Below are 14,243 nucleotides of genomic sequence, written 5' to 3'. Positions count from 1 at the left end.
TCAGCTCTCCTGCAGCAGGCGGTAGGCCTCGCCCAGCGCGACCTTCTCGCGCGAGCCCGTGCGACGATCCCACACCTCGACGAGCCCCTCGGCTGCATCGCGGCCGACGACGACGACGCGCGGGACGCCGACCAGTTCGGCATCGCCGAACTTCACTCCCGGCGAGACCTTGGGTCGGTCGTCGTACAGCACATCGAAACCCCGTGACTCGAGCTCTGCACTGATCTGCTCCGCGAGCTCGAACGCCGCGGCATCCCGGCCCGCAGCCACGACGTGCACGTCGAACGGCGCGACGGACGCGGGCCAGATGAGGCCCTTCTCGTCGTTGTTCAGTTCGGCGATGATCGCGAGGATGCGGGTCACGCCGATGCCGTACGAGCCCATGGTGACGGTGACGAGCTTGCCGTTCTCGTCGAGCACCTTGAGCCCGAGCGCCTCGGCGTACTTCCGGCCGAGCTGGAAGACGTGCCCGATCTCCATGCCGCGCGCGAGCGTGACCGGACCCGAGCCGTCGGGAGCCGGGTCGCCTTCGCGCACGTTCGCGACATCGACCGTGCCGTCGGCGAAGAAGTCACGGCCCGCAACGAGCGAGTGCACGTGCTTCTGGTCGATGTTGGCGCCCGTGACCCAGCTCGTGCCGTCGACCACACGGGGGTCGAGAAGGTAGCGGATGCCGGTGGCCGACTCTTCGCCGAGCACGGCACCCTCGGGCGACCAGGGCCCGATGTATCCCTTTACCAGCAGCGGGTGGGCGGCGAAGTCCGCCTCGGTGGCGGGCGCGACCTCGGCCGGCGCGAAGGCCACCTCGACGCGCTTGTCGTCGACCTCGCGGTCACCGGGCAGGCCGATGACGACGAGCTCGCGCGAACCGTCGAGGTGCGTGAGCGCGAGCACGACATTCTTGAGCGTGTCGGCGGCGGTGTACTCGCCGTCGAGGTGAGCGTTCATGTGGTCGACGAGCGTCGCGATCGTCGGCGTGTTCGGCGAGTCGAAGACGACCGGCTCCGGGAGCCCCTCGATCGGACGCGCCTCGGGCACCGCCGTCGTGTACGCCTCGACATTGGCCGCGTATCCTCCAGCGGAGCGCACGAAGGTGTCCTCACCGACGGGGGTGGGGTGCAGGAACTCCTCGGAACGCGATCCGCCCATGGCGCCCGCATCCGCTTGCACGATGACGTACTCGAGGCCGAGCCTCTGGAAGATCCGTTCGTAGGCGTCGCGCTGCGCCTGGTAGGACGCGTCGAGTCCCGCGTCCGTCGCGTCGAAGGAGTAGGCGTCCTTCATCGTGAACTCGCGACCGCGCAGCAGGCCGGCGCGAGGGCGGGCCTCGTCGCGGTACTTGTCCTGGATCTGGTAGATCGTCAGCGGGAGGTCTTTGTAGGACGAGTAGAGATCCTTCACGAGCAGCGTGAAGGCCTCTTCGTGCGTCGGAGCGAGCAGGTAGTCGCCGCCCTTGCGATCCTGGAGGCGGAAGAGCAGGTCGCCGTACTCGTCCCAACGACCGGTCGCCTCGTACGCGCCACGGGGCATGAGCGCCGGGAAATGGACCTCCTGGGCGCCGGCGGCCGCCATCTCCTCGCGCACGACCGTCTCGATCTTCGCCTTCACGCGCAGCCCCAGCGGGAGCCACGCGAAGATGCCCGCCGCCTGCGGTCGGATGTAGCCGGCGCGGATCAGCAGCTTGTGGCTGGCGACCTCGGCGTCGGAGGGGTCCTCGCGGAGCGTGCGGAGAAAGAAGGTTGACAGACGTGTGACCACGATTCCCAGTCTACGGATGCGGCGGGCCGCCGTGAGCGCGATGGCCCACGGCGGCCCGAGCTCAGCCGAGTGTGGCGTTGAGGGCCGTGAGGTACGGCTCCACGAGATACGCCAGGGATTCGGGTGGAAGACCGTTGTCGCCGGTCAGGATCAGGAGGTTCTCACCGTCGGCGACGACCAGTCGCGGGTCGAATGCCTCCAGCCGATCGAGCCCCCGAACCGTGACCGCACGGTCTCTGCCGGCGAGGGAGACGAGCTTAGCGCCGTCGCTCGCAGCGATCTGATCGAAGAACTGGGCGCCGCCCGGCACGACGGTGACTCCCACCTGGGCGCTCCCACCGCCCTCGGCTGGAGGAAGGGGGACGAACCAGTTGCAGGTGGTCTCGTAGCCGGCCAGACCCCTGGCCGTCTCGGCGAACACATCACCAGATTGCAGATCGTTCGCTTCCGGCTGCAGCGCCCCCGCTCCCTGCGGCGTTGCGACGGACGAAATCCAGTCGCAGTCCGGCAGGGACCACCAAGCGGCACCGCGGTCCGCTCGCTGCGGCGCCGGATACTGCGCAGCGCGTGTGACCAGGTCCTCGAGCAACTCCGGCATCCATTCCGCAGGCTGATCGCCGTAGCCGCTAACCGCCAACCACGAGCCGTTCGCCGCCACCGAGGCAATACACGATCCCCCCTGATCAGAGCAGGAAAGCTCGCTCGTCGCCAGCGGTGAACCGTCCCGCGCGGTGGCGGGCAGAACGGCGATCTCAAGTCGCGGGCTCGCATAGGACTCGGGCGCGTGCCACCAGCAGCTGAGTGCGCCGTTGAGCTCGTACGTCGGATACGGCCATGCGAGCGGTACCTCGGTCATGGTGAGCCCCACCTGTTGGGTGAGCCACGCGGCATCGACCACGTTGGCGCACGAACCGCCGAACGCCGCGACCGCGGCAGCCGGCACATCGGGCGTGGATGTCGGGGCCGGTGTCGGCGATGGACTGGTCGTCGTTTCGATGGGGGTGGCGACGCGGTCCGGGCTGCCGAGCGCGGTCAGGGCGACCGCTCCCACGACCGCCGCGACCAGCATCACCGCGGCACCACCGGTGATCGCCTGCATCCGGCGCCGCCTCGCAGCACGCATCCGGCCCGCGCCCGCCGTCACCAGCGCACGCAGCTCGTTCTGTTCACCGGCGGAGAGCCGGTCGTCGTTCACACCCATGACGCCTCCACCTCGGCCATCTCGTCGCGGAGGCGTGCTTTCGCGCGCGCCAACCTCGACTTCACCGTCCCGGGCGCGATGCCCAGAGCTTCCGCGACCTCCCGCTCCGAGAACCCCTCCAGCACCGCCAACACCAGAACGGCCCGCTCCCGCTCCGGCAGCTTCTTCAACGCGGCGAGCACCCCGCTCTCATCCGATGCCGACGGCGCATCGACATGACGCTCCGCCGGCGTCTTCGCCAACAGCGCCCGATACCGCCTGGCCGACCGCTCCAGATTCCGCGACGCATGCGCCACCGTCACCAGCAGCCACGGCAACACGGACCCGTCCACCACATGCACCGAGCCCCGCTTGCGCCACAACTCGAAGAACGCCACCGCCACCGCATCCTTCGCATCCTCGTGGTCCCCCAGCAACCGGAACGCGTGCCGGAACACCCGCCCCTGGTGCAGGTCGAACACATCCCCCAACGCCGACTCATCGCCGGCACGCACCCGTGGCCACAACGCGGCTTCAGCATCTCTCACACTCTGAAGTGTCCGGCATCGCGGGTTCGGTTCCCGAACTGCGCGGATTCATTCGAAGCCGGTGGCGTATGCACGGTGAGGTGCGTGTTCCGCGCCCCATGGGCCACTCGTGTTCACCTCTGCACCGCGCGTCGTGCGGATGTCGCGGGACGGCGCACCGATTTGACCTGCATCCCCTCGGCATGCGCAATATATTGCATGCCGATTCCCTCGCAGACTCTTCCGCCTCGGTCCTTGCTGCGCGACGAGGTCTACGTGCGCCTGCGCGACGCGATCGTCGACGGCACCCTGGCGCCCGACGAGCAGCTGCGTGATACGGAGATCGCCGCGTGGCTCGGCGTGAGCCGCACACCCGTCCGAGAAGCTCTGCTGGAGCTCGGCCGTTCCGGGCTCGTCCGCGCCCTCCCCGGCCGCTCGACCGTCGTCGCACCGATCGACCCGCAGAGCGTGCGCGACGCGCAGGCGGTCGTCGCAGCGATGCACCGGCTGGCGATCGAGACGGCGATCCCGCGACTGACCGCGGACGACATCGAACGGATGCGGGACGCGAACGCCGCGTTCACCGCCGCGCACGCCGCCGGCGACGTCGAGGCGGCCCTCGCGGCCGACCACGAGTTCCACGACATCGCGATCGCCGCATCCGGCAACGCCGCGGTGCGGACGGTTCTGGCGCAGTACGAGCCCGTCCTCCAGCGCGCCGAGCGGGTGCGGTTCGGCTCGTCGGAAGGTCACGCCTCCGCGGCACGCCACGCGCGACTCATCGAGCTGTGCGCGGCCGGCGACATCGCCGGCGCCGCAGCCCTGGCCGAACAGACCTGGCAGAGCCTCACCGTCGAGCAGCCGCAGACCCCCGACCCCGCGACACCCGAGGAGCCCACCGCATGAAACTCGACCAGTTCCCCCGCCACCCGCTCACGTTCGGACCCAGCCCACTGCAGCACCTGAAGCGTCTCACCCAGCACCTCGGCGGCGCCCAGGTATGGGCGAAGCGCGAAGACGTCTCCAGTGGACTCGCCTTCGGCGGCAACAAAGTCCGCAAGCTCGAGTACATCGTCCCCGACGTGCTCGCCTCGGGAGCGGACACCCTCGTCTCGATCGGCGGCTACCAGTCGAACCACACCCGCGCGGTCGCCGCCGTCGCTGCCCACCTGGGCCTGAAGGCGCGCCTTGTGCAGGAGAAGTGGGTGCCCTGGGACGACCCCACCAACGACAAGGTCGGCAACATCCTGCTCTCACGCATGATGGGGGCCGACTCGCGGCTCGACGACGCAGGCTTCGACATCGGCATCCGCGACTCGTGGCGGCAGGCTCTCGCAGAGGTGGAGGATGCCGGCGGCACGCCGTACCCGATCCCCGCCGGCGCGTCGGAGCACCCGCTGGGCGGCCTCGGCTTCGCAAACTGGGCCTTCGAGGTGGCCGAGCAGGAGAAGCAGCTCGGCGTGTTCTTCGACACGATCGTCGTCTGCACGGTGACCGGCTCCACCCACGCGGGGATGATCGCGGGCTTCGCCGCGCTCGAGGACCTCACCGGTGTGAAGCGCCGGGTGCTCGGCATCGACGCATCCGCGACGCTCGCCAAGACGCGTGATCAGGTCGGCCGCATCGCGCGTGCGACGGCCGAGCTCATCGAGCTGGGCCGCGATCTGCGCGACGACGAGATCCAGGTGCTCGAAGGATGGGCGGGCGAGCTCTACGGCATCCCGGTCGACTCGACCATGGAGGCCATCGCGCTCGGCGCCCAGCTCGAGGCGATGATCACCGACCCCGTCTACGAGGGCAAGTCGCTCGCGGGGCTCATCGACCTCGTCGGCTCCGGCGACATCCCCAAGGACTCCACCGTGCTGTACGCGCACCTCGGCGGCCAGCCGGCGATCAACGCGTACCACTCCCTCTGGAGCTGACTCGCACGGCGTGGCGCACCGCATCCGTCGCTCGGATGCGGGCGGGCGGGTCAGGCGGTGACGACCTGGGCGGTGCCGAGGGGGGCGTCGGGACCCATCTCGTCGGCGATCCGGTTGGCTTCAGCGATCAGCGTCGCGACGATCTCACTCTCGGGCACGGTCTTCACGACCTCGCCCTTCACGAAGATCTGCCCCTTGCCGTTGCCGCTGGCGACGCCGAGGTCGGCGTCGCGCGCCTCACCGGGTCCATTGACGACGCAGCCCATGACCGCGACGCGCAGCGGCACGGTCATGTCCTTCAGTCCCTCGGTGACGTCGTCGGCGAGCGTGTAGACATCGACCTGCGCGCGGCCGCACGAGGGGCACGACACGATCTCGAGCTTGCGCTCGCGGAGATTAAGCGACTGCAGGATCTGGTGGCCGACCTTGACCTCCTCCGCCGGAGGCGCAGACAGCGACACGCGAATGGTGTCGCCGATGCCCTCAGAGAGCAGGATGCCGAAGGCCGTGGCCGACTTGATCGTGCCCTGGAACGCGGGGCCCGCCTCGGTGACGCCCAGGTGCAGGGGCCAGTCCCCCCGCTCCGCGAGCAGCCGATATGCCTTGACCATCACGACCGGGTCGTTGTGCTTGACCGAGATCTTGAAATCGTGGAAGTCGTGCTCCTCGAACAGCGATGCCTCCCAGACGGCGCTCTCCATGAGCGCTTCGGGGGTGGCCTTGCCGTACTTCTCCAGCAGACGCTTGTCGAGCGAGCCCGCATTGACGCCGATGCGAAGGGAGACGCCCGCCGCTGATGCGGCCTTGGCGATCTCGCCCACCTTGTCGTCGAACTGCCGGATGTTTCCGGGGTTCACCCGCACGGCGGCGCAGCCGGCGTCGATCGCCTGAAAGACGTACTTCGGCTGGAAGTGGATGTCGGCGATGACCGGGATCTGACTCTTCTTCGCGATGATGTGCAGCACATCGGCGTCGTCCTGGCTGGGAACGGCGACGCGCACGATCTCGCACCCGGATGCGGTCAGCTCCGCGATCTGCTGCAGCGTCGCGTTGATGTCGGTCGTCTTGGTCGTCGTCATCGACTGGACGCTGATGGGTGCATCTCCGCCGACGAGCACCTTGCCGACCCGGATCTGACGGCTCTTGCGACGCGGGGCGAGGATTTCCGGGACGCGCGGCATCCCGAGGTTCACGGCTGGCACGCGATCAGCCTACGCGCCCGCTCCTGTGTGAGGACCGAGGCTTGCGCCTGCGTCGTCCGCACGTCAGCGAGTGGCCATGGGCGGATGTGGTACTTTCTCGCCATGCACACGAACCGCACCTGGTGGCACACCGCGTAGGCGGTGTGCGTGTGCGACACGGACCGCCCCCGGGCGGTCCTTCTTCATGAGGCGGCCGCTTTCTGGACGAAGGAACGACCAAGATGGACAACGCCGCCTCCCTGCTCAGCGACCTGACCGCATCCGCCGCGCCCTTCGCGCTCATCGCGCGCGATGCGCAGACCGTCGAGGTTCTCACCGGCGACGTCGTGGACGTCGAGCTGCTCGCCGACATCCCGCTGCACGACGCCGACGGCACCCCGCGCGAGGTGCTGGCACTGGTGCCGTACCGGCAGGTGCGTGAGCGCGGGTTCGTCTGCCACGACGACGGCGCACCGCTGCGCTGCCTCGTCGTCACCCAGCATCGCTCGCTCCCACGCGAGGAGGTGCTCGCCGCCCTTCCCACGACCCCCATCCCGCTCGAGGATGCAGGCTTCGACATGTCGGACGAGACATACGCCGACATCGTCCGCACGGTGATCGCCGACGAGATCGGCCGGGGCGAGGGCGCCAACTTCGTCATCCGGCGCGACTTCACCGCGACGGTGACGGCCGACCCGCGCGTCACCGCGCTCACCTGGTTCCGAGCGCTGCTCGAGCACGAGCGCGGCGCGTACTGGACCTTCGCGGTGGTCACCGACGGGCACGTCGCCGTCGGCGCGAGCCCCGAGGCTCACGTGAGCGCCCAGGGCGGGATCGTCACGATGAACCCGATCTCCGGCACGTTCCGCCATCCCGACACCGGCGCGACGGTCGAGACACTGACCGAGTTCCTGGAGTCCACCAAGGAGACCGAAGAGCTCTTCATGGTCGTGGACGAGGAGCTCAAGATGATGAGCGCCGTCTGCTCCGACGGCGGACGCATCACCGGCCCGCACCTCAAGGAGATGTCGCGGCTCACGCACACGGAGTACATGCTGCGCGGCTCGTCCCGGCTGGACCCTCGTACCATCCTGCGCGAGACGATGTTCGCGCCGACGGTGACCGGCTCACCCATGCAGAACGCGTGCACCGTGATCGCACGGCATGAGACCGAACCACGCGGCTACTACTCCGGCGTCGCTGCGCTGTTCAGTCCGACGACGGATGCGGCCGGCACCGGCCACGACCTCGACGCGCCCATCCTCATCCGCACCGCCTACCTCGTCGACGGCCGCCTGCGGGTGCCGGTCGGCGCCACGCTCGTGCGCCACTCCGACCCGGATGGCGAGGTCGGCGAGACCCACGGCAAGGCCGCGGGCGTGCTGGGTGCGATCGGCGCCGTCCCGCGCACGCGCATCGCGGATCCCGACGCACCCGCCGCTGTCCGCCCGCTGGCGGAGGACCCCGGCATCGCCGCGCTCCTCGCCTCGCGCAACTCGCGCCTCGCAGCGTTCTGGTTGAACCCGCAGAGCGGCTCCTCCGACGGCCCGTTCGCCGGCCTCACAGCGGTCGTCGTGGATGCGGAGGACCGCTTCACGACGATGCTCGCGCACCAGCTGCGACACCTCGGTCTCGAGACGACGATCGTCGATTGGAGCGTGGCGGATGCGGCCACGCTCGACGCGGCCGACCTCGTGATCGCGGGGCCCGGGCCCGGCGACCCCCGCGATGATGACAGCGCCCGCATCCGTCGGATGCGCGAGATCGTCGGCGCCCGCCTGGACGCCCGCCGCCCGCTGCTGGCCGTGTGCCTGAGCCACCAGATCCTTGCGGACCGGCTCGGCATCGCGCTCGCACCGCTCGCGCGTCCGCACCAGGGCCTCCAGCTCGAGGTCGATGTGTTCGGCGAGCCCGCATCCATCGGCTTCTACAACACCTTCACCGCGCGCGTCGCACCGGGAACCTCGGTCATCGACGGCGCCGAGGTATCGGCCGATCCGGGGTCCGGCGACGTCTACGCGCTGCGCGGGGACGGGTTCGCCTCGGTGCAGGGGCACCTGGAATCGATCCTGTCCCGCGACGGGATGCGGACGCTTGAGCGTCTCATCGCCGCCGCGCTGGGAGAGCCGGCCGCCTGACGCCGCTCAGATCAGCGACAGCGGGTTGATGAGGTCGGCGAGGATCAGCACGACGCCCATGACGCCGATCGCCGCCACGACGACGAACGTCAGCGGAACCAGCTTGGTCGCATCCACGGGACGGGGCGCGGGGCGGTGCGCGATGCGCGCCCACCACTTCTTGATGCCGTCCCAGAGGGCGACGATGACGTGACCGCCGTCGAGCGGCAGAAGCGGTACGAGGTTGAAGACGAACAGGGCGATGTTCAGCGACCCCAGCAGACCGATGATCCCGGCCACGCGGTTGACGATCGGCGAGGACGAGGACGCCATCTCGCCCGCGATCACGCCCGCGCCCACGACGCTCAGCGGACCGTTCGGGTCGCGCTCGGCTCCTGTGACGAGGGTCGAGGCGGTCTCCGCCACCATCACCGGCAGCTTGACGATGATGCCGGCGACGGCGCCCACGTTCTCGATCGCCGCCTGCGGACCGGCCCACAGGGGCTGAGCGACGAGCGCGCCGGTGGGGCGCACTCCGATGAAGCCGATCTCCGTGCTTGGGTCGTCCGCCTTGGGCACGGCCGCCGGGGTGATCGTCACGGTGCGCTGCGTGCCGTCCCGGTCGATGACGAAGTTCATCGCCCGCCCCGGCGATGCCTGGATGAGCGCGGTCGCCTCGGTGAAGTCGCTGACCGCCACACCGTCGATCGACACGATGGTGTCGCCCGGCTCGAGGCCGGCCTGCTCGGCCGGCGCGGAGGCGGACGCGCAGTCCTGAGACGTCGACGAGACCGGCACGCATTCACTGAGCGATGACACGGTCGTCGTCGCGGTCTGAACGCCGAATCCGCTGAAGAGGATCGTGAAGAGCACGATCGCCAGCAGCAGGTTCATGAAGGGTCCGCCCAGCATGATGATGACGCGTTTGTAGACGGGAAGCCGGTAGAAGGTGCGCTCCTCGGCACCGATGAGCGTCTCCGCGTTCGCCTCCCGCGCATCCTGCACAAGCGTGCGGAAGAAGCGGGATGACACCCTCCGTCGAGCCGCGCGGCCGCGAGTCGGCGCGGCGCCCTCCGCATCCTCTTCCTCCGTGGGCGCGGGCGGGTACATGCCCGCCATCGAGATGTAACCGCCCAGCGGCAGCAGCTTGACGCCGTACTCCGTCTCTCCGCGACGCCGAGAGAAGAGGGTCGGGCCGAAGCCGATCATGTACTGGCCGACGCGCACACCGAACGCCTTGGCGGGCAGGAGATGGCCGATTTCGTGGAGGGCGATCGAGACGGCGAGGCCGACGATGAGCACCACGACACCGATCACGAAGGCGAGGATCGTCACCGCACCACCGTAGCGGCGACGTCTTTGAGCGAGCCGTGCACACCTGCAGCGAGCCACGGGCGCGGACCGCGTCTGATTGAATGGAGGGCCATGTCATCCCCCGCGAATCTGCCCCCGGTCCTGCGCCCAGAGAACCCTCCGACGCGGGCGCTGGGCGACCTCGCGAATCGCTTCGGGGCCGAGGTGCGCGGCGACGCGCACGGTGTCGAGCTGCACGGCATCACGCTCGCGACGGCGGACCTGCGCCCGGGCGAGGCGTTCGTGGCGCTCCGGGGCGTGAACCGTCACGGGGCCGAGTTCGCAGGCCAGGCGATCGAGCGCGGCGCCGTCGCGATCATCACGGATGCGGCGGGTGCCGACCTCATCGGCGCGTCCGCCGTGCCGGTGCTGATCCTCGAGAACCCACGGGCGCTAATGGGCGAGCTCTCCGCGTGGGTCTACGGCACGGGCGTCGACGACGAGCTCCCGCTGCTGTTCGCGACGACAGGCACGAACGGTAAGACGAGCGTCTCCCACCTCCTCGAGGGCATGCTCTCGCAGCTGGGCGTCGTGACAGGGCTCTCCTCGACCGCGGAACGCCACATCGCGGGCCAGGTGATCGTGTCGCGCCTGACCACGCCCGAGGCGTCCGAGTTCCACGCCCTGCTCGCTCTTATGCGCGAGCGGGGCGTCGAAGCGGTCGCCGTCGAGGTGAGCGCGCAGGCGCTGAGCCGCCACCGCGTCGACGGGATCGTCTTCGACGTCGCCGCCTTCACGAACCTCACCCACGACCACCTCGACGACTACGCAGACATGCAGGAGTACCTCGAGGCCAAGCTCCCCCTCTTCCGCCCCGACCGCGCCCGCCGGGCCGTCATCTCGCTCGATTCCGCGGCAGCGGCCGATGTCGTGGCGCGGTGCGAGATCCCCTTCACCACGATCGCGACCCCCGACATCGCCGCCGATGTCGAGCTCGCCGCCACCGCCGAGTGGCGGGTCGAGATCATCGACGAGCGCCAGGAGGGCACACGGTTCGCGCTCCACGGCCCCGACGGTGAACGCCTCGAGACGGTGGTGCCGGTGATCGGTCGCCACATGGCCGCCAACGCGGCCCTCGCGATCGTCATGATGTACGAGGGCGGCTATCCGTGGCAGCGACTGGTGGACACGCTGGACGGCTCACGCATCGATGCCTACCTGCCGGGTCGCACCGAACGGGTTTCGGGCGATGCGGGACCCGCCGTGTACGTGGACTTCGGACATTCGCCTGACGCCTTCGAGAAGACTCTGGCCGCCGTCCGCCGTGTCACCCCCGGCCGCGTGCTCATGCTGTTCGGAGCCGATGGCGACCGTGACACCACGAAGCGCCACGACATGGGGCGCACCGGCGTCGAGGGCAGCGACATCCTCGTCATCACGGACCACCATCCTCGCTTCGAGGAACCCACCTCGATCCGGGCGACCCTCATCGAGGGAGCGCGGCGCGCCCGTCCGGATGCGGAGATCCACGAGTTCTCGCCGCCCGAGCGCGCGATCGTCGAGGCCGTGGCCCTGGTCGGCGAGGGCGACGCGATCCTCTGGGCCGGCCCCGGCCACCAGGACTACCGCGACATCCGCGGACAGCGCACCCCGTACTCCGCTCGCGAGCTCGCCCGCCGCGCACTGCGCGACGCCGGGTGGCCCGTTCCCGAGCCGCGCTGGCCCGTTCCCTACGAGGACTGACCCGCATCCGTCCGCTCTGCGGCGACTCCTGTCACGCGCAGGACCTTGGCCCCTGGCGTGCCGAGAACCTTGTTGTTCCCACACAAGGAAGTCAGTGGTCTGACCTCTGTGATTATTCACGGCGTGCACGCTCGGAACGGCGCCGCAGCGCGGGTCTAGCGTGACAGCAGGCCCGCCGGGCGGGCGCCCGACGACGAGCACCACCCCGACGCGACCAGCCCCACGAGGACAAGGAAGCGACATCATGAGCATCGTCACCCCCGCAGGAGTATCCCGCGACGCGCAGGACGCCCAGCCCCAGGCCTGGGACGGCTTCACGGCCGGCCCGTGGCAGGACGGCATCGACGTGCGCGACTTCATCCAGCGCAACTACACCCCGTACACCGGCGACGGCTCGTTCCTCGCGGGCCCCACCCAGCGCACGACGCGGGTGTGGAACACGCTCGCCGCCATGTTCCCCGAGGAGCGCGAGCGCGGCGTCTACGACGTCGACCCCTACACGCCCGCCGCGATCACGGCCCACCAGCCCGGGTACATCGCCAAGGACGATGAACTGATCGTCGGCCTGCAGACCGACGCGCCGCTCAAGCGCGCCATCATGCCGAACGGCGGATGGCGGATGGTCGAGGGCGCTCTGAAGACCTACGGCTACGAGGTCGACGAGACGCTGAAGGCCATCTACACGCAGTACCGCAAGACCCACAACGAGGGCGTCTTCGACGTGTACTCCCCCGCGGTGCGCGCTGCCCGCCGCTCCCACATCATCACGGGTCTGCCCGATGCCTACGGCCGCGGCCGCATCATCGGCGACTACCGCCGCGTCGCGCTCTACGGCGTCGACGCCCTCATCGCCGCGAAGAAGCTCGACAAGCTGGGCCTGGACACGACGCCGTTCTCGGAGGACATCGTCCGCGCCCGCGAGGAGCACGCCGAGCAGATCCGCGCCCTGGGCGAGCTGAAGCAGATGGCGGCCTCCTACGGCTACGACATCTCCGGCCCCGCTACGACCGCCCGCGAGGCCGTCCAGTGGCTCTACTTCGCCTACCTCGGTTCGGTCAAGGAGCAGAACGGCGCAGCGATGTCGCTCGGTCGCACCTCGACCTTCCTCGACGTGTTCGTCCAGCGCGACCTCGAGCGGGGAGTGCTTACCGAGAGCGAAGCGCAGGAGATCATCGACGACTTCGTGATCAAGCTGCGCATCGTGCGGTTCCTTCGCACCCCCGAGTACGACCAGCTGTTCTCCGGCGACCCGACCTGGGTCACCGAGACGATCGGAGGCGTCGGCGAGGACGGACGTCCGCTCGTGACGCGCACCTCGTTCCGCTACCTGCAGACGCTCTACAACCTGGGTCCCGCTCCCGAGCCCAACATGACCGTGTTCTGGAGCGAGCAGCTGCCAGAGGGGTTCAAGAACTTCTGCGCGCAGGTCTCGATCGACACCTCGGCCGTTCAGTACGAGTCGGATGACCTCATCCGCACCCAGTGGGGCGACGACGCGGCCATCGCCTGCTGCGTGTCCCCGATGCGGGTCGGCAAGCAGATGCAGTTCTTCGGCGCACGCGTGAACCTCGCCAAGACCCTGCTGTACGCGATCAACGGCGGACGTGACGAGGTCACGGGCGAGCAGATCGCCCCCGAGGAGACGCCCGTCGGAGACGGCCCCCTCGACTACGCCGACGTCGACGCACGCTTCGACCGGATGATGGACTGGCTCGCCGCGACCTACGTGGAGGCTCTCAACTGCATCCACTGGTCGCACGACAAGTACGCGTACGAGCGGCTCGAGATGGCGCTTCACGACAAGGACGTGCTGCGCACGATGGCTTTCGGCATCGCCGGCCTCTCGGTCGCGGCAGACTCCCTGTCCGCCATCAAGTACGCCACTGTGACGCCGATCCGCGACGAGCGCGGCATCGTCGTCGACTACCGCACCGAAGGCGTCTTCCCCGCCTACGGCAACGACGACGACCGCGCCGACGCCATTGCCGTGGAGCTCGTCGAACGGTTCATGGCGAAGCTTCGCCGTCACCCGATGTACCGCAACGCACTGCCGACGCAGTCCGTGCTGACGATCACCTCGAACGTGGTCTACGGCAAGGCCACGGGCAACACCCCCGACGGCCGCCGGGCGGGTGAGCCGTTCGCGCCGGGCGCCAACCCGATGAACGGACGCGACACCCACGGGATGCTGGCCTCGGCGCTCTCGGTCGCGAAGGTGCCCTACACCGAGGCTCAGGACGGGATCTCGCTGACCAACACGATCGTGCCGGCCGGCCTCGGCCGCACCGCCGACGAGCGCTCGCGCAATCTGGCGGGCCTGCTGGATGCCTACTTCAGCTCCAACGGCTATCACATGAACGTCAACGTGCTGAACCGCGAGACGCTTCTGGATGCCATGGAGAACCCCGAGGCCTACCCGCAGCTGACCATCCGCGTGTCCGGCTACGCCGTGAACTTCGTGCGGCTGACGCGCGAACAGCAGCTCGATGTGCTGTCCCGCACCTTCCACGGGGGGATGTGAG

General features: G+C 69.3%; 10 protein-coding genes. 5 read left to right on the top strand and 5 right to left on the bottom strand.

The window, feature by feature from the left end; all coding sequences use genetic code 11:
* From PQV94_RS05020 to PQV94_RS05010, 3 genes are all read right to left on the bottom strand, one after another.
* Window positions 1–1,758: a proline--tRNA ligase gene (locus tag PQV94_RS05020; RefSeq protein WP_274287692.1), complete on the bottom strand. Its 1,758-nt coding sequence runs from the start codon at window positions 1,756–1,758 to the stop codon at window positions 1–3.
* 61 nt (window positions 1,759–1,819) lie between these two features.
* On the bottom strand, window positions 1,820–2,857 hold the full coding sequence (locus PQV94_RS05015; RefSeq protein WP_274287691.1) for a hypothetical protein: 1,038 nt from the start codon (window positions 2,855–2,857) through the stop codon (window positions 1,820–1,822).
* A 92-nt stretch (window positions 2,858–2,949) separates the two neighbouring features.
* A complete protein-coding gene (locus tag PQV94_RS05010) occupies window positions 2,950–3,420 on the bottom strand; it encodes an RNA polymerase sigma factor (RefSeq protein ID WP_274287690.1) in 471 nt (156 codons plus the stop codon).
* Between the two features lie 264 nt (window positions 3,421–3,684).
* Between PQV94_RS05010 and PQV94_RS05005 the strand changes: the two genes are divergently transcribed.
* Both PQV94_RS05005 and PQV94_RS05000 read left to right on the top strand, forming a co-directional pair.
* Window positions 3,685–4,371 (top strand): GntR family transcriptional regulator, encoded by a 687-nt coding sequence (locus PQV94_RS05005; RefSeq protein WP_274287689.1) that lies wholly within the window; start codon window positions 3,685–3,687, stop codon window positions 4,369–4,371.
* Complete coding sequence (locus tag PQV94_RS05000; RefSeq protein WP_274287688.1) at window positions 4,368–5,387, top strand: 1-aminocyclopropane-1-carboxylate deaminase; 1,020 nt, start codon at window positions 4,368–4,370, stop codon at window positions 5,385–5,387. The genes PQV94_RS05005 and PQV94_RS05000 overlap by 4 nt, the downstream gene beginning before the upstream one ends.
* A 50-nt stretch (window positions 5,388–5,437) precedes the next feature.
* Here PQV94_RS05000 and ispG read toward each other — a convergent pair whose 3' ends face one another.
* Window positions 5,438–6,568: a flavodoxin-dependent (E)-4-hydroxy-3-methylbut-2-enyl-diphosphate synthase gene (gene ispG / locus PQV94_RS04995; protein ID WP_274288225.1), complete on the bottom strand. Its 1,131-nt coding sequence runs from the start codon at window positions 6,566–6,568 to the stop codon at window positions 5,438–5,440.
* Between the two features lie 242 nt (window positions 6,569–6,810).
* Between ispG and PQV94_RS04990 the strand changes: the two genes are divergently transcribed.
* Complete coding sequence (locus PQV94_RS04990; protein WP_274287687.1) at window positions 6,811–8,706, top strand: chorismate-binding protein; 1,896 nt, start codon at window positions 6,811–6,813, stop codon at window positions 8,704–8,706.
* Window positions 8,707–8,712: 6 nt separating this feature from the next.
* On the opposite strand, the gene PQV94_RS04985 is transcribed toward PQV94_RS04990, so the two are convergent.
* On the bottom strand, window positions 8,713–10,020 hold the full coding sequence (locus tag PQV94_RS04985) for a M50 family metallopeptidase (protein WP_274287686.1): 1,308 nt from the start codon (window positions 10,018–10,020) through the stop codon (window positions 8,713–8,715).
* A 90-nt stretch (window positions 10,021–10,110) separates the two neighbouring features.
* Here PQV94_RS04985 and PQV94_RS04980 point away from each other — a divergent pair, with 90 nt between their 5' ends.
* Together PQV94_RS04980 and pflB are read left to right on the top strand one after the other, a co-directional pair.
* Window positions 10,111–11,721 carry a Mur ligase family protein gene (locus PQV94_RS04980; protein ID WP_274287685.1) on the top strand — a complete coding sequence of 537 codons (1,611 nt, stop codon included), beginning with the start codon at window positions 10,111–10,113 and terminating at the stop codon, window positions 11,719–11,721.
* 244 nt (window positions 11,722–11,965) lie between these two features.
* Window positions 11,966–14,242 carry a formate C-acetyltransferase gene (pflB, locus tag PQV94_RS04975; protein WP_274287684.1) on the top strand — a complete coding sequence of 759 codons (2,277 nt, stop codon included), beginning with the start codon at window positions 11,966–11,968 and terminating at the stop codon, window positions 14,240–14,242.
* Window position 14,243: the final 1 nt, after the last annotated feature.

The organism is Microbacterium sp. Clip185 (genome assembly GCF_028743715.1).
Classification (GTDB): Bacteria; Actinomycetota; Actinomycetes; order Actinomycetales; family Microbacteriaceae; genus Microbacterium.
Note: the sequence above shows the minus strand (reverse complement) of the source record. Positions and strands in the feature narration are given on the sequence as shown.

Excerpts from the sequence above, each read along its gene's own strand:
- PQV94_RS05005 (WP_274287689.1), top strand. The coding sequence starts at position 3,685 with ATGCCGATTCCCTCGCAGACTCTTCCGCCTCGGTCCTTGCTGCGCGAC.
- PQV94_RS04990 (WP_274287687.1), top strand. The coding sequence starts at position 6,811 with ATGGACAACGCCGCCTCCCTGCTCAGCGACCTGACCGCATCCGCCGCG.
- PQV94_RS04980 (WP_274287685.1), top strand. The coding sequence starts at position 10,111 with ATGTCATCCCCCGCGAATCTGCCCCCGGTCCTGCGCCCAGAGAACCCT.
- PQV94_RS05000 (WP_274287688.1), top strand. The coding sequence starts at position 4,368 with ATGAAACTCGACCAGTTCCCCCGCCACCCGCTCACGTTCGGACCCAGC.
- ispG (WP_274288225.1), bottom strand. The coding sequence starts at position 6,568 with ATGCCGCGCGTCCCGGAAATCCTCGCCCCGCGTCGCAAGAGCCGTCAG.
- PQV94_RS05015 (WP_274287691.1), bottom strand. The coding sequence starts at position 2,857 with ATGCAGGCGATCACCGGTGGTGCCGCGGTGATGCTGGTCGCGGCGGTC.
- pflB (WP_274287684.1), top strand. The coding sequence starts at position 11,966 with ATGAGCATCGTCACCCCCGCAGGAGTATCCCGCGACGCGCAGGACGCC.